Genomic DNA, 25982 nt, shown 5'->3' on the forward strand with positions numbered 1-25982 from the left:
ACAGCGCCCGTGCCGCACGGTTTGGGTGATGTCCACACGTCTGCGCACCCGGGCGTCGGTCGCCGCCGGGCGGCTGACCGCGTGGTTTTCCCGTACCGCCCGGCTGGGCCGCGGCGGGGTGATCGGCGGCCGCGTCACGCTGCGGCTCGACCCCAAGGCGTTGCGCAGGCTCGGCCGCGACCGCACGGTCGTGATCGTCACCGGCACGAACGGCAAAACCACCACGTCGCTGATGCTGACCCGCGCGCTCGAAGCCCTCGCCGAAGTCGCGCACAACGGCGACGGCGCGAACATGCCCGACGGTCTGGTGGCCGCACTCGCCGCCAGTCCCGACGCGCCGTACGCGGTGCTGGAGGTGGACGAAACCTACGTTCCGTGGGTGGCCGAGCAGGTGCAGCCCGCGGCGCTCGTGCTGCTCAATCTCAGCCGTGACCAGCTCGACCGCGTCGGCGAGGTCCGGATGATGGAGCGCGACCTCCGCGCTGCCTTCGCCGGTCTGTCGCGCACGGTCGTGGTCGCGAACTGCGACGACGTACTGGTCACGTCGGCGGCCGCCGCGGCGGCGCGCCCGGTGTGGGTCGGCACCGGACGGCGCTGGTCGGGCGATTCCGTCTCCTGTCCGCGCTGCGGCGGCGCGATCACGCACACCGATCGCGAATGGCGTTGCGCGGTGTGCGCTTTCGCTCGCCCGGAGCCGACCTGGACCCTCGACGGCGACCTGGTCCACACGCCCGGCGGCCGGCAAGTCGACCTCGACCTGCGGCTGCCCGGCGAGGCCAACCGGGCGAACGCCGCTCTCGCGCTCGCCGCCGCGCACTGCGTAGGCGTGCCGCCGCACACTGCTGCGGCGCGGCTGCGCACAATCACCGACATCGGCGGCCGCTACCGCACGATTCGCCGCACCCGGCATTCAGTCCGGCTCATGCTTGCGAAAAATCCGGCTGGCTGGGCCGAAACGTTGCGCGTGCTCGACGAGGACACTCCGGTCGTCGTCGCGGTCAACGCGCACGAGGCGGACGGCCGCGACCTGTCGTGGCTCTGGGACGTGCACTTCGAGCGGCTGCGCGGCCGTCAGGTCGTCGTGGCCGGCGAGCGGTCGGCGGACCTCGCGGTGCGGCTTTGCTACGCCGAGGTGCCGCATTGGTCGGCCCCGGATCCGGTCAGCGCGATCGACACGCTGCCGCCGGGCGGGGTCGAACTCGTCGCGAACTACACCGCCTTCCGCGACCTGGTGGACCGGTTGCCCGATGTCTGATTCGACCGTCGGCATCGGCTTGTTGCTCCCCGAGGTGCTGGGGACCTACGGCGATTCCGGCAACGCACAGGTGCTCTGCAAACGCTTGCAGTGGCGCGGTTACGACGCCGAGGTGGTGCCGGTTTCGCTGGACTCCGAGGTACCGTCCACTTTGGACCTCTACTTGCTCGGCGGCGGCGAGGACATGGCGCAGGTGCTGGCCGCGGATTTCCTGCGCAACTCGGCGGGGCTGCGCAGCGCGGCGAACGCGGGACGCCCGGTGTTCGGGGTGTGCGCGGGTCTGCAGATTCTCGGCAAGCGTTTCCGCGGCGTCGACGGCATCGAGCACGCTGGGCTGGGACTGCTCGACCTCGTCACCGAGCCGGCGGAGCAGCGTGCGGTGGCTGAGCTGATCGTCGAACCGAACCTGCTCGAGACGCCGCTGACCGGCTTCGAGAACCATCAGGGCGCGAGTGTGCTCGGCCCGGGCAGCGCACCGCTGGGCCGCGTCGTCCGGGGCACTGGCAACGGCGACGGCACCGAGGGCGCGGTCACCGATCACGTGCTCGGCACCTACCTCCACGGCCCGGCGCTGGCGCGCAATCCCGAGCTGGCTGACCTGCTGTTGTCGTGGGTGCTAGGCCATGCGCTGAAGCCGCTGGACCTGACTGAGGTGGACACGCTGCGCTCGGAACGGCTGGCCGCACGCCGCGCCCGATGACGTCCCTCCGCGCTCGTTACGCTGCGTGCGTGAGACTTCTCGCTGCCGCAGGTGTCCGGATGCGGACAACCGGGGTTGCCGTGCTCGCGCTCGCGTTGGCCATCGCGACCGCGTGCGTCGTCGTGGTGCTGTTGCTGCAACAGTCCCTCGACCGAAGCGTCACCGAGAGCGCGCGAAGTACCGCGAGGCAGGTTGCTGTCCAACTCGTGCGCGCGGGTGCGCGAGACCTGTCCCCGAGCGACGTCGCGAGCACTGGGGACACTGAAGCCGTGACGCAGGTCCTCGGGCCGCGAAGCACGCCTATCGCGAGCGACCCGTCGATCGTCGGCCGTCCGGCCATCACCGCCGCGCGCCCGGCTCCGGGACAGGAGACCGTCGAGACACTGCCGCTCGGCTTAGACGGTGACGGCAGCGACTACCGCTTGGTTTCGGAAGGCGTCAACGGACCGGGCGGACCGTTCACCGTCATCTCCGCACGGTCGCTTGAGCCGGTCACGGAAGCCTCTGCTCGGCTTACGCTGCTGCTAGGCCTGATCTCGCTGCCGCTGCTCGGTATCGCTGGCTTCGCGGTGTACCGCTCTGTCGGCTCCGCGCTGCGCCCGGTTGAGCGGATGCGGCGCACTGTCGCCGAGATCTCGACGCGTGACCTCGCGTTGCGCGTACCGCTGCCACCTGGCAGCGACGAGGTGCACCGGCTTGCTGTCACGCTTAACGAGATGCTTGAGCGGCTTGGGTCCGCACAGGCCGCGCAACGACGCTTCGTCGCCGACGCGAGTCACGAGCTGCGCTCGCCGCTGTCGACCATCAGCACCGCGCTCGACGTTTCAAACCAGCACCCGGAGACCACCGACGAATTGGTGCCGGTGATTACTCGCGAGACCGCGCGCCTGCGAGAGCTGGTCGACGACCTCCTGATGCTCGCGCGCACCGACGACGCCACCGACCGGCCCGCGCGTACCGAAGTCGATCTGGACGACATCGTTCGTGCGGAAGCTGAACGCGTACGCGGCGAAGCGGCTGTCGAGATCGAAGTGCGCGCCGGACCGGCGAAGGTGCGCGGCAGCGAGGCGCAGCTGCGTCGCGCCGTACGCAACCTCGTCGACAACGCGTGCGGGCACGCGCGCGAGCGGATCCGGATTGCGAGTTCGGTGCAAGATGAGATGGTCGTCGTGGAGGTGAGCGACGACGGCCCGGGCGTCGCCGAGGGCGACCGGGAGCGAGTGTTCGAGCGGTTCGTGCGGCTGGACGCTTCGCGGCGGCGCGGCGGGACCGGACTGGGCCTGTCGATCGTGGCCGGCATCGCGGCAAGGCACGGCGGCCGCGCGCGGTACGTCGACGTCGCCGACCCGAGTTACCCGGGCGCGCATTTCGTGATCGAACTGCCGAGCATCGAACTGCCCCGGATCGAGGAGGACTGAGCATGCGGTTGCTGATCGTGGAGGACGAGCTGGAGTTCGCCGAAACCCTTCGCCGCGGCCTGGTCGCCGAGGGGTTCACGGTGAACGTGGCGCACACCGGCCGGGACGGGCTCTGGTCGGCGATGGAGCACGATTACGACGCCGTGGTGCTCGACATCATGCTTCCCGAGCTTTCCGGCTACGAAGTGCTGAAACGCTTGCGGGCAGCGGAGAATTGGACGCCGGTGCTGATGCTCACGGCGAAGGACGGCGAATACGACGAGGCCGACGCTTTCGACCTCGGTGCGGACGATTACCTCTCGAAACCGTTCTCGTTCGTCGTTTTGCTGGCTCGGCTCCGGGCGTTGCTCCGCCGGGGCGCACCGGCTCGCCCGGCGGTGTTGACCGCTGGTGATCTGCAGCTCGACCCGGCTGCGCGCACTGTCCACAGGGGAGAGACGCGGATCGAGCTGACCGCGCGGGAGTTCGGGTTGCTGGAGTTTCTGCTGCGGCGGCAGGGCGCGGCGTTGACGAAGAACGAGATCCTCGGACACGTTTGGGACGCGCATTACGAGGGGGACGAGAACGTGGTCGAGGTTTATGTGGGGTATTTGCGGCGGAAGATCGACGCGCCGTTCGGGACGCGGACGATCGAGACGGTGCGCGGGGTGGGCTACCGGCTCGTCGGATGAGCGGGCACGTCATTTTCCTCAACGGCACGTCCAGTTCCGGCAAGTCGAGCATCGCGGCGGAACTGCTGGATTTGCTGCCGGGTCCCTATTTCTACCTGCCGCGAGACGCGGTCAACAGCATGCGGTCGCGGTCCCGGACTCCCGAATTCGGCACGCCGGACTTCGACGCGGTTTTCGAACGGACCGTGCGCGGCTACCACCGCATGCTGGCCGGACTCGCGGCGGCGGGTAACGGCGTGATCGCCGACCACGTACTCCGGCCGCACTGGCTTGCCGACTGCCTGGAAGTGTTGCGGGAACAGGAAGTTACCTTCGTGGGCGTGCATTGCCCGCTGCCAGAACTAAAACGGCGCGAGCAGGCGCGAGGCGACCGCCCCGCCGGTCTGGCGGAGCGGCAGTATTCGATCGTGCACGCGCACGGCGGTTACGACCTCGAATGCGACACGTCAGTGCACAGCCCGAAAGAATGCGCACAAATAATCGCGGACTTCATCGCGAAACCAGGGCGTTCCCAAGCGTTCGCCCGGTTAATTCAGTGAAATCCCCGCCACCGCCCGTACCACGGCAGTGCATCGGTCCTCGACATACTCCAGCCCGGCCTCCGAAGCGATCTTCCGCGCCTCTGCGGACACGATCCCCTGCTGCAGCCACAACGCCTTAGCCCCGATCGCCACCGCGGAACGGGCGATGTCCGGTGTTTCCTCAGCAGGGCGGAACACGTCCACCAGATCCACCGGCTCCGGAATCTCCTCCAGCGACCGGTAAGCCTTCTCCCCGAGCAGTTCAGGCGCCGACGGATGCACCGGGATGATCCGGAAACCGTGCGCCTGCAGCGAAGCCGGTACGCCGTGCGCGGCCTTGCCCGGGTCACGGCTCAGGCCGACCACAGCGATCGTGCGCGCACCAGCGAGGATCTCTTCAGGCTTCATACTCTCCTCAACATCCCGACCCAGCGAACGATTCCGCCGCGTCACAACCGCCACAGCCGCAGGCCGCGGACGCGATACACCGGCCACAGCACGTGCCACGGCGACCGTCGCAGGAACGCGGAGCTGCACGCTAAAACATTGCGCGCGACGGTGGACGCGACTTCGTTCCGGTCCGGCCACACTTCACCGCGGGCGCCGAGCGCTAGCCGAAAGACGGTCAGCAGACCGCGTCCTTGCAGGTCATAGCGGGCACCGGTATCACCCGCGTCCGGAAGGAGACGGCTGATCTCCGCGCGAAAAGCACCAGCGACCGGCTCGCCCGCAGGCACGTCCGCGACACTGCCCACGATCGCGCGGCCGTGCAGCCGACGTGCGAACCGCGTGAGCAGCCGTCGCTCCCACCACGGCAGCAACCGCCGGTGCGCCAGCAGCGCGGCACACTCGCCGTGGCCGAGGGCGAAAACCTCGGCGAGCTCGTCGTACCGGCTGATCGCGGTCGGTTCCGCCAGGTGCAGCCGCACCTCGAAGCGGACCCGCGCGATCAGCTCGTCGATCGCTTCCCGCCGGTCGAGCCGTGCTTTCTGCCGCGAAGCCGCCCAGTCGCCCATGGGCCCACACTCTGAACCCGGCGGCGCACCGAGTCCAGTGGTTCAGCCGATCTTCGACCCGTACATCTCGCCGAGGTCGTCCGCGATCAGCTCGATCCGGGCGCCGTCCGGGTCCGCGAAGTAGATCGACGTGCCGCTTTCTTCCTGGTACTTGACGCCGGCGGCGTCGAGCCGGGAGCGCGCGCCCGCCCACGCTTCCGGGGTGAGTGACAGGGCCAGGTGGTGCAGGCCGCCGAGTACCTCCGCGTACGGGCCGAGGTCGAGTCCGGGCAGGTCGAAGAACGCGACCGCGTTGCCGTTGCCGACGTCGAAGAAGAAGTGGCTCGACCCCGGGTAGTCGCGGTTTTCGATCAGCTCGGTGAGCGGGAAGCCGAGAATGTCCTGGTAGAAGGTGATCGTCCGCTCGACGTCGCTGGACAGCAGCGCGGTGTGGTGGATGCCGCGGCCAACGGTCGCCGGACGTTCCTCCGCCGGGTGCAAATGCTGCTCCCGCAGCCGGTCGCGGGTCTGCGCGAGCTGGGCGACTTCGGTCTCGGTGGGTGCCATCGCGGGTCACGTCCTCTCTGGGAGCCAACACGAAGTACAGTACGCCGACAAACTCTCGCGCGCAAGAGGTTAGCGAGCGAGAGAAGTAGCTCGTACCGGTGAATGGAACGACCGGGTTGGCGCGGGCGGCTCGGTCAGGCAGAGTCCGACCCGTGGAACCCGCTGAGCTGCAGGACGCCGTCGCGCTGCTGACAAGCGCGTACGAGCGACGCGAGCCGATCGATCCGCTCGTGAAGACCTTCCCCGATGCGACCATCGAAGACGCCTACCGCGTGCAACAGGAGCAAGTCCGCGCGTGGGTGGCGGCGGGCGACGTGGTGCGCGGCCACAAGGTCGGCCTCGCCTCCGCGGCGATGCAGCGCCAGATGGGCGTGAACCAGCCCGACTTCGGGCACCTCACCAGCTCGATGTTCCTGCTCGAACACCAGCCGATCCCGACGACGCGGTTCCTGCAGCCGCGCATCGAACCGGAGATCGCGTTCGTGCTCGGCGCGCCGCTGCGCGGTCCGGGCGTGACCGTCGCCGACGCCGTCCGCGCGGTCGACTTCGTGCTTCCGTCGCTGGAGATCGTCGACTCGCGGGTCCGCGACTGGAAAATCTCGATCTTCGACACCGTCGCGGACAACGCGTCGTCCGGCGGCGTCATCCTCGGCAGCAGCCCGACCAATCTGCGCGACGTCGACCTGCGGCTCGCCGGCTGCACGCTGCACGTCAACGGCCAGCTCGCGGCCACCGGCGCGGGCGGTGCGGTGCTGGGTTCGCCGATCAACGCCTTGGTCTGGCTGGCCAACACAGTCGGCCCGCTCGGCGTGACGCTGGAGCCCGGCCACGTCGTGCTGCCCGGTTCGATGACCGCCGCGCAGACCGTCCGCCCCGGCGACACCGTCGTGGCGACCATGGCCGGACTCGGCAGTGTGACCGCGGTGTTCGCGCCGGAGGAGGACAAGTGACCGCCGAAATCGTTGCCGCAGCGCAGGATTTGCTCAACCGGACGGACGAAGGCGCGCAGCTCACCGACACCTGGGCAGACCTCAACCTCGCCACGGCGTACGCCATCCAGGACGAGGCTCTGCGGCTGCGTCAGGAACGTGGCGAGACGCTGATCGGGGTGAAGCTCGGGCTCACGTCGCGCGCGAAGCAGCAGCGGATGGGCGTCGAAGAACCCCTGCTCGCGTGGCTGACCGACGCGATGGTGCTGCCCGCGGGCGCGCCGACGCCGCAGCTCATCCACCCGCGTGCGGAACCGGAACTGGTGTTCGTGCTCGGCGAGCGGCTCGCCGGTCCTGGCGTCACCGCGGCCACTGCGCTCGCCGCGGTTTCCCAGGTGTACGGCGGAATCGAGATCATCGACAGCCGTTATCGCGACTACCGGTTCACGCTGCCGGACGTCGTCGCGGACAACGGTTCGTCGGCGCTGTTCGGGCTCGGCTCGGTCGGCCGTCCACCGTCCTCTTTGGACCTTTCGCTGGAAGCCGCGCTGCTCGAAGTGGACGGTCAGATCGTCGACACCGCGACCGGCGCCGCCGTGCAGGGGCACCCGGCCGAGGCGTTGGCGCTGGCGGCGAATTCGCTGGCCGCACGCGGATTGGCGCTGGAGGCGGGCTGGCTCGTGCTGACCGGCGGGATGACCGACGCCGTCGAACTGCGCACTGGCTCCCGCGTCGCCGCGCACTTCTCGAACCTGGGCTCGGTGACGATCAGCGGGTAGCGAGCCGTTTGATCCCGGCGATCACTCGCGGCCACACCTCGCGCGGCAGGTCGTGTCCCATCCCGGGGACGAGATCGAGGTCCGCGCCCAGCGCGCGGGCCGTCGCGCGGCCGCCGGACACGTGCACGAGCGGATCGGCCGTACCGTGAATCACCAGGGACGGCACGGAAAGCCGGCGCAGATCGGCGGTCCGGTCGCGGGAGGACAGGATCGCGGCGAGCTGCCGGAACACACCCGCCGGGTTGAGTCCGCGGTCGTACGTGCGTTCCGCGCGCTGGCGGAAATGGTCCTCGTCGAACAGGTACTCGCGCGAGCCGATCAGCTTTGACGTGCGCACCAGCTGCGTCACGTAGTCCTCGCGCGTGCGCGGTCCCGGAGCCAGCATCGCGAGCGCGGCCCGCGGACTGGGCAGGCCGACGGTCCGCGCGCCGGTGGTCGACATGATCGAGGTCAGCGTCCGGACGCGCTGCGGATGCCGGATCGCGAACTCCTGCGCGATCATCCCGCCCATCGACGTGCCGACGACGTGCGCGCGCTCGATGCCGAGTGCGTCGAGCAGTTTGCCCGCGTCGTCGGCCAGGTCGCCGAGGGAGTACGGCGCGGATCGCAGGAAGTACGCGAGCGGCAGGCTGGCCCGGCCGGTCCACCACTGCGAACGCCCGACGTCGCGGTTGTCGAACCGGTGCACGTGGAAACCGGCCTCGGCGAGCTGGGCGCAGAACTCGTCGTCCCACCAGATCATCGGCGCGGCGAGGCCCATCACCAGCAGCAACGGCGGCGCGGCCGGATCGCCGAAGGATTCGTGGCACAGGGTGATGCCGTCGGCCTCGATGGTCTGCTCGGTCATGGCTCCAGTTTCGCGCACGGCTTGGCCGGTCGCCGCCGTCCGGGTACGCTCCCGCTAGAGCGATCTATCAAATCGCAAGGGGGCGAGCGGCATGGACGTTCTGCGCGAGAAGGGGCTCGGCCCGCTGCGGCTGATCCTGGCGTTCACCCTGGCCAGCACGGTCCTGCACTACACCCACAACGTCGTGCGCGCGGCGGACTACCCGCAGGTGCCGGGGATCAGCGTGCCCGTCACGCAGGTCGTGGTGGCGATCAGCTGGGTGGTCTTCACCGCGTTCGGCGTGCTCGGCTATCGCACCTACCGGCAGGGCCGGTACTGGCGTTCGCTGGCGTTTCTGCTGGTCTACTCGCTGTCCGGGCTGGCGAGCGCGGGGCATTTCCTGGTCGGCGTACCGCAGGTCCCCGCGTTCTGGTTCGCGACGATCTTCACTGACACGTTCGCGGCGTTCGCGTTGTGGGTATTCGTGTGCTGGGCAGCCATGCGGCTCAACCGGGTGAGCGTTGCCGGGCAAATGTCTACACAACATTGACGTTCGTTGAAACCATGTAGACAATCGAGGGCGTGACCACCACCACACCTGTCACGTTCGAGCGGCATCCGGACACTTACCGGCACTGGCGGCTGACCGTCGACGGCGAGGTCGCCTGGCTGGAGATGGACGTCGACGAACAGGGCGGCCTCGTGCCCGGGTACGAGCTGAAGCTCAACTCGTACGACCTCGGCGTCGACATCGAGTTCTACGACGCGACGCAGCGGCTGCGGTTCGAACATCCGCAGGTGCGCGCGGTGATCGTGACGAGCGCCAAGGACAAGGTGTTCTGCGCCGGGGCCAATATCCGGATGCTCGCCGCGTCGCCGCACGAGTGGAAGGTGAACTTCTGCAAGTTCACCAACGAGACCCGCAACGGCATCGAGGACGCCACCGAGTTCTCCGGCCAGACCTACGTCGCGGCGGTGAACGGCAGCTGCGCCGGCGGCGGCTACGAGATCGCGCTGGCCTGCGAAAAGATCCTGCTGGTCGACGACAACTCGTCCACTGTCGCGTTGCCCGAGGTGCCGCTGCTCGGCGTGCTGCCCGGCACCGGCGGGCTCACCCGCGTGGTCGACAAACGGCGCGTCCGCCGGGATCTCGCGGACGTGTTCGCGACGCGGCCGGACGGGGTCAAGGGCAAGACCGCGGTCGACTGGCGGCTGGTGGACGAGCTGGTGCCGCGCGTCGGGTTCCGCGAGAAGGTGCTGTCGCGGGCGCACGAACTGGCCGCCGAATCCGACCGGCTGCCCGCTGAGCAGGGGATCGAACTGGCCCCGCTGGAGCCGTCGGTGACCGACGACGGCATCGAGTACCGGCACGTCCGGATCGCGTACGACCGGCCGAACTCGCTGGTCACGCTCACCGTGCTCGGCCCGGACGGGGAACCGGCGCTCGACGGCTGGCTGTTGCGGCTGACCCGCGAACTGGACGACGCGATTCTGCGGCTGCGCACGAACGAACCGGAACTGGGCACCTGGGTGCTGCGCACCGAAGGCGACCCGGAGCAGGTGCTCGCGCACGAGGAGGTCGTGCTCAGCGGGAAAGACTGGCTGAGCAACGAAATCCTGCACTACTACAAGCGCACGCTGAAGCGGCTGGACGTTACCAGCCGCACCTTGATCGCGTTGATCGAACCGGGCAGCTGCTTCGCGGGCAGCCTGCTCGAACTGGCCTTCGCGGCGGACCGGCAGTACCTGCTGGACGGGCCGCCGATCGACGACGAGGACTCGCCGGAGCGCGCGTCGATCACCTTGTCGGAAGCCAACTTCGGCGTGTTCCCGATGGGCAACGGACTGTCCAGGCTCCAGTCGCGGTTCTACGGCGACGACGACCACCTGACGTGGCTGGCCCGCGAACGCGACCGTGCGCTGAGCGCCGCCGAAGCCGTCGAACTCGGCCTGGTCACCGACGCGCCGGACGACCTCGACTGGGAGGACGAGATCCGGATCGCGCTGGAAGGCCGGGCCTCGCTGTCGCCCGACGCGCTCACCGGGATGGAGGCGAACCACCGGTTCGTCGGCCCGGAAACGATCGAAACCAAGATCTTCGGGCGGCTGACCGCCTGGCAGAACTGGATCTTCACCCGACCGAACGCCTCCGGGCCCGACGGCGCGCTGCGCCGGTACGGCACCGGGCAGAAGGCGGTCTTCGACAGGAAGCGGGTCTGAACCGATGCCCGAAAAGATCGACTACGACGCCAAAATCCCGAACAACGTCCAGCTCGCCGACGACCGCAGGCTCCAGCGCGCGCTGGAGGGCTGGCAGCCGAAGTTCATGAACTGGTGGGGCGAGATGGGTCCCACGCTGGAAACCGAGGGCGTCTACCTGCGGACCGCGGTGAGCGTCGGCCGCGACGGCTGGGCGCACTTCGACCACGTCAACGTCCCGGACTACCGCTGGGGCATCTTCCTCGCCGAACGGGAACCGGACCGGCGGATCGGATTCGGCGAGCACGCCGGCGAACCGGTGTGGCAGCAGGTGCCCGGCGAGTACCGGGCCGATCTGCAGCGACTGATCGTGATCCAGGGCGACACCGAACCGGCGTCGGTCGAGCAACAGCGACTGCTCGGACTCACTGCGCCGTCGCTGTACGACCTGCGCAATCTCTTCCAGGTGAATGTGGAAGAGGGGCGGCACCTCTGGGCGATGGTGTATCTGCTGCACGCGTACTTCGGCCGCGAAGGCCGGGACGAGGCGGAGGGGCTGCTGCTGCGCAACTCCGGCAGTCCGGACGCGCCGCGCATCCTCGGCGCGTTCAACGAGGAAACGGCCGACTGGCTCGCGTTCTACATGTTCACGTACTTCACCGACCGCGATGGGAAATACCAGCTCGGCACGTTGAAGGAAAGCTCGTTTGACCCGCTGTCGCGCACCTGCGAGTTCATGCTCAAGGAGGAGGCGCACCACATGATGGTGGGCACCACGGGCGTCGACCGGGTGGTGCAGCGCAGCGCCGAGCTCATCCGCGAGCACGACACGTACGACATCGCGTCGCACGGCGGGATCCCGCTGGACGTGATCCAGCGGTACCTGAACTTCCACTACACCGTGTCGCTCGACCTGTTCGGCAGTGAAACGTCGACGAACGCGGCGAACTACTACACCGCAGGACTCAAGGGCCGCTGGCAGGAGACGCGGCGCAAGGACGACCACAAACTCACCGAGGACAGCCGCCTGCTGGAGCGTCCGCGCGACGACGGGACCTGGACGTCCGAGGAATTGCAGGCCATCCTGCTGCTCAATCTCGACCTGCGCGGCGAGTACACCGCGGACTGCCAGACCGGGGTCAACCGGTGGAACAAGATCCTCGGCGACGCCGGCATCGACTTCCGGTTCGCGTTGCCGCACCCTGGTTTCAACCGCGAGGTGGGCATAAACTCCGGCCACCACGTCACTCCGGACGGCAGCATCGTCGACGAGGCAACGTGGGAGGCAGCGCGGCACAAGTGGCTGCCGACGGCCGAGGACCTGACGTTCGTCCGGTCGCTCATGCACCCGGTGTACGAGCGCGGGAAGATCGCCAGCTGGGTCGCGCCGCCGAGGCAGGGCATCAACGGCAAACCTTTCGACTACGAGTACGTGTACCTCACCTGAGGGGGCACCGATGACGGTTCCCGCGAACTTCAACGCCGCGGAGTACCTGCTCGGCCAAGGCCGTCCGGACGCGCTCGCGGTCGTCTCGCCGCGGCGTACGCTCAGCTACGGCGAACTCGCCGCCGAGACCCACCGGGTCGCTTCCGGGCTGCGCGCGCTCGGCGTGCGTCCGGAAGAGCGGGTCATGTTCTGCATGGTCGACGACGTCGAACTGCTGAGCGGGATCCTCGGCGCGATGCTCGTCGGCGCGGTCGCGGTGCCGGTGTCCACTATGGTCACCGGGCTGGAACTGGGCCAGGTGCTCGCCGATTCGCGGGCGCGGGTGCTGTGCGTGTCCGGGGAGTTTTCCGCGCAGGCGGCGGGCGCGCTGACCGGTGCGCCCGAGGTGACCGACGTCGTGCTCGACCGGGCGGACCCGGCGGAATTCCCCGCCGGAGTGCGGACGCACCGGTGGCCGCTGACCCCGACGGACGACGTCGTGGCCTCGCCGACCTGGGAGGATTCGCCCGCGCTGTGGCTGTACACCTCGGGCACGACCGGTAAGCCGAAGGGCGCGATGCACCGGCACGGGAGCATCCGCGCGGTGTGCTCGACTTACGCCGCGCAGGTGCTGGAAGTGTCCTCTTCGGACCGGTTCTTGTCGGTGCCCAAGTTGTTCTTTGCTTACGGTCTCGGGAATTCGGCGTTCTTCCCGCTCTCTTGTGGAGGGACGACGCTGCTGGAACCGGCCCGTCCGACGCCGGGGGTCATCGCGGGCGCGGGCGCGGGCGGACCGTCCGACGTTGTTCTTCGGAGTGCCGACGTTCTATGCGGCGCTGTTGGCCAGCGACGTGCCGGACGACTCGTTCTCCTCGGTGCGGTACGCGGTTTCGGCTGGGGAGCCGTTGCCGTCGGCGCTGTTCACCCGGTTCCGCGAGCGGTTCGGGGTCGAGATTCTGGACGGGATCGGGTCGACCGAGGCGTTGCACATTTTCCTGTCCAACCAGCCGGGTGCGGTGCGGCCGGGCAGCACCGGGGTGGCGGTGCCGGGGTACTCCGTCGAGCTCCGGGACGAGCAGGGCGCGGTGATTTCGGAAGCGGGACGGCCGGGTGAGCTGTTCGTGTCCGGCCCGTCCATCGCGATCGGGTATTGGGCGCGATACGAGACTACGAAACAGGTTTTCCAGGGCCCGTGGCTGCGGACCGGGGACAGCTACGTGCGCAACTCGGATGGCACGTATACGTGTCTCGGCCGGTTTGGCGACATGTTGAAGGCGGGCGGGATTTGGGTGTCTCCGTCCGAAGTGGAGGAACGGCTGCTGCAACATCCGGCGGTTGCCGAGGTGGCGGTGGTCGCCGCACCGGACGAGGACGGATTGGACAAACCGGTGGCCTGCGTCGTCGCCGCCCCTTCGTCCACTGTGGATGCTGAGGAGCTGATCGAGTTTTGCCGGGAGGGTTTGGCGGCGTTCAAGCGGCCGCGTGGAGTGGTCGAGATGGCCGAACTGCCGAAGACCGCGACCGGGAAGATCCGGCGGAACGTGATCCGCGAAATGGTGCGCGAGTCGCTGCTCGTGCCGCAGCCGCAATCGTGATCGACTGGCCGGCATGATCGACGAGCATTTCGTGGTGGACGCCCACGTGCACACCCCGCGGCTGCCCACGCTCAAACCCGCGTGGCTGGACTGGGCGCGCGACTTCGCCGGCGAGTACCCGTGGCGCACGGTCTACGACGCGGACGGCGCGGTGATCCCCGCGGCGATGGACGACCTCATGGCACAGGAGGGCGTCGACCGGGTGCTGCTGTTCTGTGAATACAGTCCGCGGGCCACCGGTATCCAGGCGATTGAAGACAATCTACCGTTGGTCGCATACAACCCTGAGCGGTTTCGCTTGGTGGCCAACGTGAACCCGCATCTGCACCATCCGCTGGTCGACGAGGTGGAACGGCAGCTCGCGCTGGGCGCGGTGGCGTTGAAGATCCACCCGGTGCACGGCGCGTTTTCCCCGGCGGACAAGGAGCTGTACCCGGTTTACGCCTTGTGCGCCGAACGCGGGGTTCCGGTGATCCTCCACTCCGGACTGTCGGTGTTCCCCGGATCCCGTGCCAGCTATGGGGATCCTTCGCTGCTGTCCGATGTGGTCGAAGACTTCCCGTCGGTGAACTTCGTGTTCGCGCACGGCGGCCGGGGCTGGTGGTACGACGTGGCGGCGTTCATGGCCCAGGCGAGGCCGAACGTGTGGCTCGACCTCGCCGGGCTGCCGCCGAAGAAACTGCCGGAGTATTACGCGCGGTTCGATCTCGTGCGGTTGGCCCGGAAATGGATCTTCGGCACGGATTGGCCGGGGGTTCCGGGAACTGCCGTGAATGTCCGCGCGGTCGCCGATTTGGGGTTGCCCGCGGAGGTGCTGGACGGGGTGCTGTCCGGCAACGCGTTACGGCTGATGCCCGGCTTGCGCTGAGGTTATTTGCGCCAGAACAAGTGGTGCACGACTCCGCTGGGGCTGGGGATTTTCTCCAGGTGGTAGCGGTCGGTCAGCTCGTCCGGGCTGGCCCAAAGCCGTTCCCCGGAACCAAGTTCGACCGGCGAGACGGCGATGTGCAGCGTGTCGATGAGACCGGCTTCGAGGAATTCCCGCACTGTGTTGACGCCGCCGCCGATGCGCACGTCCTTGTCGCCAGCGGCTTTCTTCGCCTGCGCGAGTGCTTCCTCCGGGGTTGTATTGAGGAAGTGGAAAGTGGTCTGGCCCAAGGTGATCGACGGACGTTCGTGGTGGGTGAGGACGAAGACCGGGGTGCGGAACGGGGGTTCGTCGCCCCACCAGCCCTGCCAGTCGTGGTTCTCCCACGGGCCGCGGTGCGGGCCGAACTTGTTGCGTCCCATGATTTCCGCGCCGACGTCACCGCGGTGCATGTCCCGGGTGAAGTAGTCGTCGAGCCCGCGAGTGCCGCCGGGCTCGCCGCGCATCGGCCAGCTGGCGGTGGCCCCGGCCCAGGCGAAGAGCGGTCCCGGGTTCGGATGACCGAACGGCTGCTCGAGCGTTTGGTCCGGACCGGCGCCGTAGCCGTCGGCGGAAACGTTGAAGCACTGGACGCGTACCAGCATCGATACTCCCTGCTTGTCTTTTGCAAGCACTATGCCGGAGGCGATGGTAAAGTGCAAGTGGTTTGGAGGAGGTATGCGATGCCGGACGGCCCGCGCTCGGGGTGCCCGATCAACGCCGCGATCGAGGTCGTCGGCGACCGCTGGAGCCTGCTGGTCCTGCGCGACGTGATGTTCGGCGACCGGCGGCATTTCCGGCAATTGCAGTCGCAGTCGGAAGAAGGAATCGCGTCGAATATCCTCGCCGACCGCCTGCGCACGCTCACCGAAGCCGGTTTGCTCACCCGAGATTCGGCCGGTCGCGGACAGCGCGCGACGTACAGTTTGACCGAAGCGGCGATCCAGCTGGTGCCGGTTTTGGTAGCGCTGGGAAGCTGGGGTTTGCGGCACCGGCCGACGACGCCGGAATTGCGCGTGCGAGCGGAACTGCTTGAGGCTGGCGGTCCGGCGCTGTGGGAAGAGTTCATGGCGGAGTTGCGGGAGCGGCATCTTGGGATCCCTCGGCCGGACGGCGACGGGCCGACGGCAACGGAACGCTTGGCGGCCGCTTACGCGGAGGCTGTCGCGCGAGCTTGACGCGGCTGGCTTGGCGCGACGGTTTTGGCTCGGCTGGGTTGATGCGGTTGGCAATGTGCGCCGTTGCCTTGCATCGATTTGTCGACCTCATCTCCGCGCGCCCGAGACGCGTGCCCGCCCCTGGATACATCCAGCAGAAGTTGATCACTCAATCCGGCATCCGTCCTGCTGAAACGGATCCGCCGAGCCGCCCGGCCCGTCAGCGTTCCCGTGCAAGGAATGCGGAACGAGGACGAAGTACGCCGTCTGTCGACGAGAATGAACCGGATCGTCGGCGCGAACCCGGGATTTCGCGCCGAGGCGGACGACGCTTGCCAAACGGCCTGGCTGGAATTGCTCAGCCGCCAGCCGGACTTGCAGGATCCGAACGGCCTGGCCGGTTGGCTGACGACCGTCGCGCGGCGGCACGCGCTCCGTGCAGCCGAAAATCGCGCGCGGGTGCAACTGGTCGATGACGCGTGCCTGGACGCGCACGAACCAACGGAGTCACCCGAGGCGAAGACCTTGGCCGGAGAACTGGCAGCTGCGCTGTGGCGAGCGGTGGAGAAGTTCCCGGAACGCCACCGGCGGATGCTGCTCCTGCTGGCGCACTACCCGGAGTTACGACACGACCAGCTGGCCGCCGAACTGGGCATCTCGCCGTCGAGCGTGAGCCGAATCCGGCACCGCTGCTTGACGGTCCTCCGTCGTCGGCTGGAGGCCGAGGGTTTCAGTTATCCATGACCCGGGTGGCCGCGCTGCCTTGCGGGACCATCAGGCCGGACCGGTCAGTGCTGGCCGTCCGGTCCAGCCCCTGCGCGGTGGTCCGTCGGACGACTCCGGTAGTGCCGCTGAGCTGCGCTTTCCCGGCCTGTCCACAACTTCCTTCTCCTGTGGGCAGCCGGACCCGAGCGCCCTCGCCGGTCGGACCGCGCCGATAGACTGGGCTGGGGCAGCCCCCCAAGGGAAGGGCGGGGGCTGTGTCGGCGGGGGCTGTGTCGGCGGGGGCTGTGTCGGCGGGGGCTGTGTCGGCGGGGGCTGTGTCGGCGGGGGCTGTGTCGGCGGGGGCTGTGTCGGCGGGGGCTGTGTCGGCGGGGGCTGTGTCGGCGGGGGCTGTGTCGGCGGGGGCTGTGTCGGCGGGGGCTGTGTCGGCGGGGGCTGTGTCGGCGGGGGGCAGCCGAAAGCTCGCTGCCGGAACGCCATGCCGGAAAGTGCTGCCATAAGGCACGCCGCGCGAAAGAAGCCCGCCGTTCGGAAACAGGTCGTTCAGAGACCTCGAGAGCCCGACCGTACGCCGGCGGCCAAAAATCACCCGTTCACCGAACGAAGTGTCCGCATCGCCTCCGCCAACCCCTCCGCATCAGGACCCAGCGGCGTCAGCACGATCCGGCGCAAGATCTCCGCGCACGCGGCTCGTGCCTTGAGCGCTACCTCCAACCCGTGCTCGGTCAGGGAAGCGAATGTCACCCGGCGGTCTTCCGGGCTCGGGATGCGGCAGATCAAATCCGCGGCGACCAAGCGGTCCGCCACCTTGGTGAAGCCTCCGCTCGACAGGGCGGCTTCGGTGGCCAGGCGGGTCATCGGCATGCGGTGTTCCGGCGACCGCACCAGGCGCAGCAGGATGTCGAACGACGCGGGGGCCAGGCCGAACCGGTCGGCGATTTCTCCCATCAGTGCGTTCTGTGTGGCCAGATAGCCCTCGATCACGAGGCCCCACCACGTCACGATCTCGTCGTCGTCCGTCTGCGGATCCGGGGTCATCTGCCGGAGTCTACCCGGAATACATCTTGCGCGCGAGAAGTTACCCTGGACAATGAAGGAAGCGGTGTCCACAGAGGAGCGACGATGATGCACCGGTACATCGAGGGCGACCCGGGCCTCCCGGTGCTTGTTCTCCTGCACGGAACCGGCGGTGGTCCAGACGATTTGCTCAGTGTGGCGCGCGAACTGAGTCCGGAATCGGCAACGCTCGCGCCGACCGGGCCGGTTTCGGAAAACGGGGCGGCGCGGTGGTTTCGGCGGCTGTCGGAGGGCGTGTTCGATCACGAGGACGTCCGGGCGCGGGCGGACGAGCTGGCGGATTTCCTCAACGACGCCCGGGAAAAGTACGGGTTCGGCAGGGCGGCGGCGGTAGGGTTTTCGAATGGGGCGAATATCGCCGCGGCGGTAGCGCTCACCCGGCCGGACGCGCTCCGGGAAGCGATTCTGTTCTCGTCGATGTCTCCATTGCCGGAATTGCCGAGCCTTGATCTCACCGGAACTCGCATATTCCTTTCCAACGGCGAGCACGACCCGATGGCTCCGCTGCCCGCCAACGACGAACTCGTGCGCCAGTTCCGCGAGCGGCATGCGGACGTGGCGACGCACCGCTGGCCGGGAGGGCATCAGGTGACCGTCGAAGGAATAAGCGCGGCGAAGGCCTGGCTCGCTAGGGTCGAGGCATGACCGAGCTGACCCGCGCGCAAGACCTGCTCGCCTCCACGATCCTCGCCGACGGACACAACGACCTGCCATGGGCGCTCCGCGACAAAGCCGGGCCGAACCCGGTCGAGGCGGTGGCCGGCGTGGATCTCACGGTGCCGCAGCCGACGCTGCACACCGACTTTCCCAAACTCGCCGAAGGCAAGCTGGGCCTGCAGTTCTGGTCGGTGTACGTCCCGTGCGAGTTCAAAGGCGACAGCGCGGTCACCGCGGTGCTGGAACAGATCGAGGTGGTTTACCAGCTCGCCGAGCGCTACCCCGAACGGCTGCGGCTGGTCACCACGGCCGACGAGGCCGAGGCGGCGTTCGCGGACGGGCGGATCGCGTCGTTGCTCGGGGCCGAAGGCGGGCACAGCATCGCCGAATCCCTCGGGGTGCTGCGGATTCTGCGCCGGCTCGGCGTCCGCTACATGACGCTGACCCACAACTTCAACACCACCTGGGCGGATTCCGGAACCGACAAACCCGAGCACGACGGGCTCACCGAGTTCGGCCGCGAGGTCGTACGCGAGATGAACCGGATCGGCATGCTGGTCGACCTTTCCCACGTCGCGCCGAGCACCATGCGCGCCGCGCTCGAGGTGTCGAGCGCGCCGGTGATCTTCAGCCACTCGTCGTGCCGCGCGGTCAACGACCATCCGCGCAACATCCCCGACGACGTCCTCGCCCAGCTGCCCGGCAACGGCGGCGTCGCGATGATCACCTTCGTGCCCGCCTTCATCTCCGCCGCGGTCACCGAGTGGGACAACCAGCTCCGGGACGCGATGACCGCCGCCGGGCAGGAATTCCTCGACCTCGGCCAGCGCGGCCGATTCGCCAAGACCTGGCACGCGCCGCCCAAGCCGAAGTCGACGATCGACGACGTCGTCGCGCACATCGAGCACGCGCGCGAGGTCGCCGGGATCGACCACATCGGGCTCGGCGGCGACTACGACGGCGTCGGCGAACTGCCCGAAGGCCTCGAGGACGTGTCGAAGTACCCCGTGCTCATCGCCGCCCTGATGGAACGCGGCTGGAGCGACGAGGACTGCGCGAAACTCGCCGGCCGCAACACGCTGCGGGTGCTGCGCGAGGTCGACGCCAAGCGCTGAATTAGCGCATCACGGCGAGTGGGCGGACAATCACGATATGTCCCACGCGCGAAACGACGGTCCCGACGAGGCCGCGAAATCGGAAATTCCCGAGGCGCCGGGCACTGAGGTGCCCGGCGCACTCGACCACGCCGCCCCGGGCACCGCACCGGGAGCCGAACCCGGACCGCGGCCGTCCGCCGCGAAACCCGCGGGCCGCCGGGGCAAGGTCAAGTCCACCCGGATCAGCGGCACCTGGATCGCCGTGATCGTGGCGATCGTCGTGCTGGCGTTCCTGCTGGTGTTCATCCTGCAGAACCTGGACACGGCGACCGTCCACTTCCTCGGCGCGTCCGGCAGCATGCCGCTCGCGGTGGCGATGCTGTTCGCCGCGATCGCGGGCGCGGCGCTGGTCGCGCTGATCGGCGGGGCGCGGATCCTGCAGCTCAGGAAGCAGGCGCGGCGTCGGCGGTGAAGGGCTCGCGAGCCCGCAGGCTCAGCAGGATCTCGCACACCGCGGGATCCCCGCTGACCTGCACTCGCGCGTCGGCTTCCGCTGCGGGCAACGTCCCGCTGCACAGCCGCCACAACGCGTCCGCGTCGGTCGCCAAAGCCGCGAGCGGAGACCGTGACGTCGCGGCACCGCGGTCGATCGTCCAGCCCACCGAGGTAGCGCGGAGCGTCCACCGCCCGGCCCCCTCCACCGAACACGCCACCTGACGTCCGGCCCGCGCGGGCACCGCCCGCAACGTCTGCGGCAGCGAACGCAGCAGCGTGTCTACCACCGGCGTCCGGAACTCCGGCTCGTCGAGCAGCGGAGCTTCCACTGCCTCCCGGATCTGCTGCTGGAGCACCCACTGCTCCGTGTAATCGCGAGCGACCGTCAGCCACGTCGGCGCCGCGGCTGGTTCGTCCAGGTCGCGGTGCTTCCACAGTTCGGTCAGCTGCGTCGTACTGTCCACGAGCATCGCGAACAGCACCTCCGGCGACAGTTGCCGGCAGGCGGAGACCCAGGACGTCCCCTCGCCGAGGTGGCCGTCCCGATCCCGCGAGAGCCGCCTGAGTTTCAGCCCCAGGATGTGCGCGGTCAGGTCGTGCACCGTCCATTCGCCGAGCGCGGGGAGGGCCCATTCGGGCGTCCGGAGGTCGGAGAGAACCCCGATCAGCGCCTGTTCCTCTCGCACGAGCAGCGGCAGCACGTCGATCGGCGGTCCCCACGGCGCGGTCATGCGCGTCATCCAACACCCACCGGCAAGGCATCACAGGGCCATTCGGCCTACTCGCAGGTAGCATCAGCGCGAACAGTGAGGGGAGCAGCCCGTGGACTACCAGCGACCGAACGGCCGGGGCACCGCCGAGGACGTGGCCAACCTGGCCCGCCGGGCAGGCCAGCTCGCCGGATGGGCGGCGCGCACCGGCTTCGACCTGACCCGCAAACTCCCCGGGATCGACACCGCCGAACGCGGCCTCAAGCAGGTCGAACGCGGGCTGCTGAGCGAACTGCGCCGCCGCCTCGACGAGGTCGACGATCCCTATCACGCGGCGCTGACCGCGGCGTCCGCGATGAACCGGGCCGACGTCGGCAGCCGCGCCGTCGAAACGACCGTGACGCTGGTGCCCGCCCGCGATCACGTCGAACCGCTGCGCGCGGCGATGGCCGAACTGCTCAACCACTCCATCGGCTTCGGCCGCGAGCGCGCCCGCGAATACCTGTACGCGATCATTCTCCGCCAGCTCACGCCCGACGAGGCGCGCATCCTCTCCGCGCTGTCGGACGGCTCCCCGTTCCCCGCGATCGACGTCGCCGAGCGCAGCGCCATCGGCGGCACCGGCCGGATCGTGCTGCGCAACGCCTCGACGGTCGGCAAGGCGGCCGGGGTGTCGCTGCCGGACCAGGTGCCCGGCTACGTGACCCGGCTGATCGGCCTCGGGCTGGTCGAACTGGACGAGGAGGTGCCCTCGCTCGAGACGCAGTACGAGATCCTGCTGACCGACGAGTCGGTCCGCGAGGTGGAGAAGCAGGTGAAGCGGATCAAGATCATCCGCCGCACCATCCACGTCTCGCGGCTCGGCGCGCAGTTCTGGCAGGCCTGCGACCCGAGCCTGGGCTGACCCCGATGGGCGAGTTCGTCTCGAGGCTCTTCGACGATTTCGTCCGGCACTGGCCGCTGTATGTCTCCATCCCGATCGTCGCCGCGCTGATCGGGTACGGCACGAAGCTGGTCGCGATCCGGATGATGTTCCAGCCGGTCGAGTTCATCGGCGTCAAGCCGTTCCTGGGCTGGCAGGGCATCGTGCCCAAACGGGCCGCGCGGATGGCGAGCATCGCCTGCGACACGATGACCGAGCAGCTGATCAAACCGGCCGAGGTCGTCGCCAGGCTCGACGCCGACCGGATCGCGAAGGAAATCGAGAAACCGCTGCTCGCGGCGGTCGAGGATATCGTGCGCGAGGTGGCCGGGCACTACCAGCCGGGCCTGTGGGAGTCGCTGCCGGTCGGCGTGCAGCGGCTGGTGATCCAGCGCGTGCAGGCCGAATCGCCGCACATGGTCAAGGCCGTGCTCGAACTCATTCAGTCCGATGTGGACAGTGTGTTCGACCTCAAGGGCATGGTGGTCACCAGCCTCGTCAAGGACAAACGGCTGCTCAACCGGATCTTCCAGGAAGCGGGCGCGGAGGAGTTCAAGTTCATCGCGCGCTCCGGCCTGGTGTTCGGCGGCCTGATCGGCGTGATCCAGATGGTCGCGTGGGTGCTGTTCAAATTCCCGCCGATCATGCCGTTGTTCGGTCTCTTCACCGGCTGGTTCACCGACTGGCTGGCGCTGCGGATGATTTTCTACCCGCTGGAGCCCAAGAAATACTTCGGCGTCACCTGGCAGGGCCTGTTCCTCAAGCGGCGCGCGGAGGTCGCCGAGGCGTACGGCGAGTTGATCGCGAAAGAAATCATCACGCCGCACAACGTCATCGAGGCGGTGCTGCAGGGCCCGCTTTCCGACCGCGTGCTCGCGCTCATCCAGCGGCAGCTCGACCGCGAGCTGGGCCGGGCGGCGAACGTCGCGAAACCGTTGCTGGTCTTCGCCATCGGCAGCCGCCGCTACCAGGACATGAAGCTCGCCATCTCCGAGCAGATCATGACCCGGCTGCCGGACACGATGCGCTACATCGAGGATTACGCCACCGACGCGATGGACATCCGGAACGTCCTGGTCGGCAAGATGAAGGAATTGTCGCCCGAGGAGTTCGAGCAACTGCTGCGCCCGGCATTCCAGCAGGACGAATGGATTCTCATCGCGACCGGCGCGGTGCTCGGGTTCGCGGTCGGCGAGGCGCAGGTTCTGGTGCTGGAGCACCTCGCCTCCTGAATCCGCCCCCCTTGTGGAGGAGCGGGCCGGGCCGGGAGACTGACCCTCATGGGTGAGACGGCGGTGCCGTGGCCGCAGGAAATCCGGATCGCGATGGCCATGGTGGGGGGATCCAGCCTGGCAGTGTGGATGGGGGGAGTCGCTACCGAGACGTCGGCGTTGCTGCACGCTTCCCGCACGCCGAACGAAGGTAACGGCTATCGGAAACTGCTCGACCTTTTGCACGCTTCGGTGCGCCTGGACGTGCTCACCGGGACGAGCGCGGGCGGCATCAACGCCGCGTGTCTCGGATTGGCCGAGGCCTACCGGTCGACGCCCGCGATCTTGCGCGACACCTGGTTCTCGGCCGGGTCGCTGGAGAATCTGATCCGCGACCCCGGCGAGACGCGGCCGCGTTCGGTGCTGAACGGCGACAAGGTGCTGCTCGGCGGCCTCGTCCAGGCGATGCACGACATCACCGGATCCGGCGTCGTGCCCACCGAGCCGCCGGACGTGACCGTGCTGCTCACCGGCACCATGCTCGACGGCGAGACCACGCAGTACGACGACGCGCTCGGAAACCGGGTGCGGGACACCGAACATCGCATGCTGTTCCGCTTCGACGGTCCATTGTGGAACAACCAGGTGCACGGTCCGCTCGCGCTCGCCGCCCGGTCGAGCGCGTCCTTCCCCGGCGCGTTCGAGCTGTCGCGCATGCCGATCGGTCCCGAGGCGGCGGACCGGCTGCATCCGGACATGACCGACTACACGGAGCTGGTGCGTTCGCATTGGCTCGCCGACGGCGGCGTGCTGGTGAACAAACCGCTGCGGCCGGCGTTGCGGGAGATCTTCGAACGCTCGTCGTCGACGGATGTGCGGCGGCTGCTGCTGTACGTCGTCCCGACGGTCGACGGCGAAGCCAAGCCGATGACCTGCGACCCGGCCGAGCCGCCGATGCTCGGCACCGCGCTGGCGAAGGTCGCTTCCACGATCATGAGCCAGACCATCAGCGTCGAGCTGGAGGAATTGAGCAGGCACAACTCCGCCGTCACGCGCGCCAGGGACACCCGGGTCGCGCTCGCGTCGCTCGGCCTGCGCGGCGGGCAGCTGGTGGACGACCGGGTGCACCGGGCGTACCTCGACCGCCGGGTCGCGCTCGACGCGGCCGACCTGGTCCGCGCGGTCACCCGCCGCTACGAACTGTCCGATGAGGACAGTGGGTGGGCAGCCGGGAATTCGGCGCTGCTGCAGGACATCGCCGCCGACGGACTGCGCCGCGGGATTCCCAGCACGCTGCCCGGCGAATCGGTCACGGTCGGCGAGATGGTCCGCTACCGCACCTCGACGCTGGATGATGCGGTCGCCACCGGCATCCAGCTGATCAACGCGGGCTTCCGGATGGGCCCGGACCTCGATCAGGCGACCCAGCTCAACGAGGCCCGCGCGAAAATGCACGCCGCCCGCCGGAGCGCGGCTCGCGACGTGCGGCTGTCCGCGTGGGTGGCCCGGCACGAGCCGCCGCCGTCCGGCACCTCGATGCCGGACTGGATCGGTCAGCTCGCCGCCGAATGGGCGGATCTCGGGGCATCGGACGCGGTCCGCGAGGCCTGGCCGGAGGTGACCGGCGCGCTGCGGTCGGCCGCTCCGGTGCTGCAAGCGTTGTCGGGCAAGGAAAACCAGTGGTCCGCGGATGCCGCCGACACGGTGACGGCGCTGCTGGACTGGTTCGGCCTGGACAACGCGGACGTCGCGGACGGGTTCGTGCTGGCCCGGTTTTTGCTGCTGCACATGGCGACGCGTGGGCTGCTGGCCGAAGCGCCGGCGGTGGACCAGCGCGTCGACCTGGTGCAGCTGAGCGCGGACAGCCGGACGCTGCTGGACCTGGCGCGCCCCCGTGGCCGGGACAAGCTGACCGGCACTCAAGCGAACAACTTCGGCGCGTTCTACAAGGCGTCCTGGCGCGCGAACGACTGGATGTGGGGCCGGATCGACGGCGCTGGCTGGCTGATGCAGTGCCTGCTCGACCCGAAACGCCTGCGGGTGCTGCGCGACATCGTCGGCCCGGAGGAATTCCGGGAGCAGGTAAGGACGACGTTCCGCGAGATCGGCTGGGAGCCGCCCTCGCCCGCGGACAACGGGATGCCCTCGGACCTGCCCGGCCTGCTCGCGCAACTGGGCGACGAACTGGCTTTCCTCGGCCTGGACGCGAATCTGTCGCCGGTCGACTTCGGCAAGGAGGTGCCGACGAGTCTTCCGGTGACCTCGATGGTGCTGGCGAAGTCGCGGCAGCTGGCCATCGCGCGGGAGGAACTGCCGGTGCTCGCGAGCCAGGCCGAGGCGGATGCGAAGGAGGGCAACGGAAAGGCTTCGGAGAGTTTCCGGAAGCTGATGGCCGCCCGGCCGCTCGAGCGGGAAACGGCTGCCCAGCCGGAAAACTCCGGCCAGCAGGACGCGGCGCAACGCGCTTTCCAAGCCTGTCAGGTTTCCGCCGAACGTTTCGAGGGCGAACTCGGCAGTACCCTGCTCACCAAAACGATTGTCAAAGCCGGAGCTGCCGGGCTCAATGCCGCTTCCACAGCCACCCGGGTCCCGAAAACGCTCCAGCCGCTGGCGAAATTCGCGCAGCTCAGCAGCCGCAGTTCGTGGTGGGTCACGCAAGGCGCGACGCGGCTGGGCCGGCCATGGAACCTGCTGGCCGCCGCCATCACCGCGGTCGCCGGGTTCGTGCTCAGCGGCGAAGGCGGATCCGTTCTGCAATGGCTCGGCCTTCCGGTGGCGGGCGGCGCACTCGTGTTCCTCGTGGTGAGCCTGCTGACCTTGAGGCGCACGTGGCGAATGGTGCTCACCGTGCTGGGCGTGCTGGTGATAGCCGCGTTGCTGTTCGCGGCTTTCCTGCCGCCCATCGCACAGCCGTTGTTCGGCTGGCTCGGCACCGTTGTGGACGGTTGGCGGCGCGGGCAGGCCCCGCTGTGGTGGCTCGCTGTGGTCGCGCTGCTCCTGCTCCCGGCGGTCTGGACGCCGCTGTCCGGGCTCGGGCGGAGGAAGCGGCGGCGGTCGCGTCCGGACAGTCCACGCTGAACCCCAGGTAGACCACGATTTTCCGGCGCTGGAGTTGCGGTAGCGCCGCGGAAGGCCCATGGTCTGG

Annotated in this window: 26 protein-coding genes and 1 pseudogene; 20 read left to right on the top strand and 7 right to left on the bottom strand. The window is 68.7% G+C overall.

From position 1 onward, the window contains the following. The first annotated feature begins 28 nt into the window (after window positions 1-28). Genes FKO37_RS06900 through FKO37_RS06920 form a run of 5 tightly spaced genes read left to right on the top strand, consistent with a single transcriptional unit; the run spans window position 29 to window position 4583 of the window. Entirely contained in the window at window positions 29-1255 is a 1227-nt protein-coding gene (locus tag FKO37_RS06900; protein ID WP_037808061.1) for a MurT ligase domain-containing protein, read from the top strand. Then, window positions 1248-1955, top strand: a complete 708-nt coding sequence (locus tag FKO37_RS06905) for a type 1 glutamine amidotransferase (protein ID WP_037808058.1) — start codon at window positions 1248-1250, stop codon at window positions 1953-1955. Before FKO37_RS06900 ends, FKO37_RS06905 begins: the two co-directional genes overlap by 8 nt. 59 nt (window positions 1956-2014) lie before the next feature. Further along, a complete protein-coding gene (locus tag FKO37_RS06910) occupies window positions 2015-3373 on the top strand; it encodes a HAMP domain-containing sensor histidine kinase (protein ID WP_238604009.1) in 1359 nt (452 codons plus the stop codon). 2 nt (window positions 3374-3375) lie between these two features. Beyond that, window positions 3376-4044 (top strand): response regulator transcription factor, encoded by a 669-nt coding sequence (locus FKO37_RS06915; protein WP_009084133.1) that lies wholly within the window; start codon window positions 3376-3378, stop codon window positions 4042-4044. Continuing rightward, window positions 4041-4583 (top strand): chloramphenicol phosphotransferase CPT family protein, encoded by a 543-nt coding sequence (locus FKO37_RS06920; RefSeq protein WP_238604010.1) that lies wholly within the window; start codon window positions 4041-4043, stop codon window positions 4581-4583. Before FKO37_RS06915 ends, FKO37_RS06920 begins: the two co-directional genes overlap by 4 nt. On the opposite strand, the gene FKO37_RS06925 is transcribed toward FKO37_RS06920, so the two are convergent. The 3 genes from FKO37_RS06925 to FKO37_RS06935 are packed head-to-tail and all read right to left on the bottom strand — an operon-like array spanning window position 4572 to window position 6127. Then, window positions 4572-4973: a CoA-binding protein gene (locus tag FKO37_RS06925; RefSeq protein WP_238604011.1), complete on the bottom strand. Its 402-nt coding sequence runs from the start codon at window positions 4971-4973 to the stop codon at window positions 4572-4574. The genes FKO37_RS06920 and FKO37_RS06925 overlap by 12 nt on opposite strands. Window positions 4974-5014: 41 nt before the next feature. Further along, window positions 5015-5581, bottom strand: coding sequence for a hypothetical protein (locus FKO37_RS06930; protein WP_238604012.1), 567 nt, complete (start codon window positions 5579-5581; stop codon window positions 5015-5017). Window positions 5582-5623: 42 nt separating this feature from the next. Then, a complete protein-coding gene (locus tag FKO37_RS06935) occupies window positions 5624-6127 on the bottom strand; it encodes a VOC family protein (RefSeq protein ID WP_037808045.1) in 504 nt (167 codons plus the stop codon). 152 nt (window positions 6128-6279) lie between these two features. On the opposite strand from FKO37_RS06935, the gene FKO37_RS06940 reads away from it, so the two are divergent. Further along, on the top strand, window positions 6280-7077 hold the full coding sequence (locus FKO37_RS06940) for a 2-keto-4-pentenoate hydratase (RefSeq protein WP_238604013.1): 798 nt from the start codon (window positions 6280-6282) through the stop codon (window positions 7075-7077). Next, window positions 7074-7835, top strand: a complete 762-nt coding sequence (locus tag FKO37_RS06945; protein WP_238604014.1) for a 2-keto-4-pentenoate hydratase — start codon at window positions 7074-7076, stop codon at window positions 7833-7835. Before FKO37_RS06940 ends, FKO37_RS06945 begins: the two co-directional genes overlap by 4 nt. On the opposite strand, the gene FKO37_RS06950 is transcribed toward FKO37_RS06945, so the two are convergent. Continuing rightward, window positions 7825-8682, bottom strand: coding sequence for an alpha/beta fold hydrolase (locus FKO37_RS06950; protein ID WP_238604015.1), 858 nt, complete (start codon window positions 8680-8682; stop codon window positions 7825-7827). The genes FKO37_RS06945 and FKO37_RS06950 overlap by 11 nt on opposite strands. A 91-nt stretch (window positions 8683-8773) precedes the next feature. Here FKO37_RS06950 and FKO37_RS06955 point away from each other — a divergent pair, with 91 nt between their 5' ends. From FKO37_RS06955 to FKO37_RS06975, 5 genes and pseudogenes are all read left to right on the top strand, one after another. Beyond that, a complete protein-coding gene (locus tag FKO37_RS06955) occupies window positions 8774-9211 on the top strand; it encodes a hypothetical protein (RefSeq protein ID WP_238604016.1) in 438 nt (145 codons plus the stop codon). A 32-nt stretch (window positions 9212-9243) separates the two neighbouring features. Then, window positions 9244-10881 carry a 2,3-epoxybenzoyl-CoA dihydrolase gene (gene boxC, locus FKO37_RS06960; protein ID WP_043827222.1) on the top strand — a complete coding sequence of 546 codons (1638 nt, stop codon included), beginning with the start codon at window positions 9244-9246 and terminating at the stop codon, window positions 10879-10881. 4 nt (window positions 10882-10885) lie between these two features. Continuing rightward, window positions 10886-12307 carry a benzoyl-CoA 2,3-epoxidase subunit BoxB gene (gene boxB, locus FKO37_RS06965; RefSeq protein ID WP_037808036.1) on the top strand — a complete coding sequence of 474 codons (1422 nt, stop codon included), beginning with the start codon at window positions 10886-10888 and terminating at the stop codon, window positions 12305-12307. Between the two features lie 10 nt (window positions 12308-12317). Continuing rightward, window positions 12318-13881: pseudogene (locus FKO37_RS06970) on the top strand (benzoate-CoA ligase family protein). Between the two features lie 13 nt (window positions 13882-13894). After that, window positions 13895-14749 carry an amidohydrolase family protein gene (locus tag FKO37_RS06975; protein ID WP_037808033.1) on the top strand — a complete coding sequence of 285 codons (855 nt, stop codon included), beginning with the start codon at window positions 13895-13897 and terminating at the stop codon, window positions 14747-14749. A gap of 2 nt (window positions 14750-14751) precedes the next feature. Here FKO37_RS06975 and FKO37_RS06980 read toward each other — a convergent pair whose 3' ends face one another. Then, window positions 14752-15393, bottom strand: coding sequence for a dihydrofolate reductase family protein (locus tag FKO37_RS06980; protein ID WP_238604017.1), 642 nt, complete (start codon window positions 15391-15393; stop codon window positions 14752-14754). Between the two features lie 78 nt (window positions 15394-15471). On the opposite strand from FKO37_RS06980, the gene FKO37_RS06985 reads away from it, so the two are divergent. Both FKO37_RS06985 and FKO37_RS06990 read left to right on the top strand, forming a co-directional pair. Then, the gene (locus FKO37_RS06985) at window positions 15472-15966 is read left to right on the top strand and encodes a helix-turn-helix domain-containing protein (protein ID WP_134661924.1); all 495 of its coding nucleotides are present in this window, start codon (window positions 15472-15474) and stop codon (window positions 15964-15966) included. 219 nt (window positions 15967-16185) lie between these two features. Next, a complete protein-coding gene (locus tag FKO37_RS06990) occupies window positions 16186-16689 on the top strand; it encodes an RNA polymerase sigma factor (RefSeq protein ID WP_238604018.1) in 504 nt (167 codons plus the stop codon). Window positions 16690-17253: 564 nt separating this feature from the next. Here FKO37_RS06990 and FKO37_RS06995 read toward each other — a convergent pair. Continuing rightward, entirely contained in the window at window positions 17254-17706 is a 453-nt protein-coding gene (locus FKO37_RS06995) for a MarR family winged helix-turn-helix transcriptional regulator (RefSeq protein ID WP_043827229.1), read from the bottom strand. 84 nt (window positions 17707-17790) lie between these two features. Here FKO37_RS06995 and FKO37_RS07000 point away from each other — a divergent pair, with 84 nt between their 5' ends. From FKO37_RS07000 to FKO37_RS07010, 3 genes are read left to right on the top strand one after another with little or no spacing between them, the layout of a single operon-like run. Continuing rightward, entirely contained in the window at window positions 17791-18390 is a 600-nt protein-coding gene (locus FKO37_RS07000; protein ID WP_238604019.1) for an alpha/beta hydrolase, read from the top strand. Further along, window positions 18387-19517 carry a dipeptidase gene (locus FKO37_RS07005; protein ID WP_238604020.1) on the top strand — a complete coding sequence of 377 codons (1131 nt, stop codon included), beginning with the start codon at window positions 18387-18389 and terminating at the stop codon, window positions 19515-19517. Before FKO37_RS07000 ends, FKO37_RS07005 begins: the two co-directional genes overlap by 4 nt. 37 nt (window positions 19518-19554) lie before the next feature. Continuing rightward, window positions 19555-19971, top strand: a complete 417-nt coding sequence (locus FKO37_RS07010) for a lipopolysaccharide assembly LapA domain-containing protein (protein WP_037808018.1) — start codon at window positions 19555-19557, stop codon at window positions 19969-19971. On the opposite strand, the gene FKO37_RS07015 is transcribed toward FKO37_RS07010, so the two are convergent. Beyond that, entirely contained in the window at window positions 19943-20725 is a 783-nt protein-coding gene (locus FKO37_RS07015) for a hypothetical protein (RefSeq protein WP_374204214.1), read from the bottom strand. The two genes, FKO37_RS07010 and FKO37_RS07015, sit on opposite strands and share 29 nt — an antisense overlap. Before the next feature lie 91 nt (window positions 20726-20816). Between FKO37_RS07015 and FKO37_RS07020 the strand changes: the two genes are divergently transcribed. Genes FKO37_RS07020 through FKO37_RS07030 form a run of 3 tightly spaced genes read left to right on the top strand, consistent with a single transcriptional unit; the run spans window position 20817 to window position 25915 of the window. Further along, entirely contained in the window at window positions 20817-21608 is a 792-nt protein-coding gene (locus tag FKO37_RS07020; RefSeq protein WP_037808011.1) for an Abi-alpha family protein, read from the top strand. 5 nt (window positions 21609-21613) lie between these two features. After that, window positions 21614-22858, top strand: coding sequence for a DUF445 domain-containing protein (locus FKO37_RS07025; protein WP_238604022.1), 1245 nt, complete (start codon window positions 21614-21616; stop codon window positions 22856-22858). A gap of 48 nt (window positions 22859-22906) precedes the next feature. Then, complete coding sequence (locus tag FKO37_RS07030; protein WP_238604023.1) at window positions 22907-25915, top strand: patatin-like protein; 3009 nt, start codon at window positions 22907-22909, stop codon at window positions 25913-25915. Window positions 25916-25982 lie beyond the last annotated feature (67 nt).

The sequence above is a fragment of the Amycolatopsis sp. Poz14 genome (assembly GCF_006704225.1).
GTDB classification, from domain to species: domain Bacteria; phylum Actinomycetota; class Actinomycetes; order Mycobacteriales; family Pseudonocardiaceae; genus Amycolatopsis; species Amycolatopsis nivea.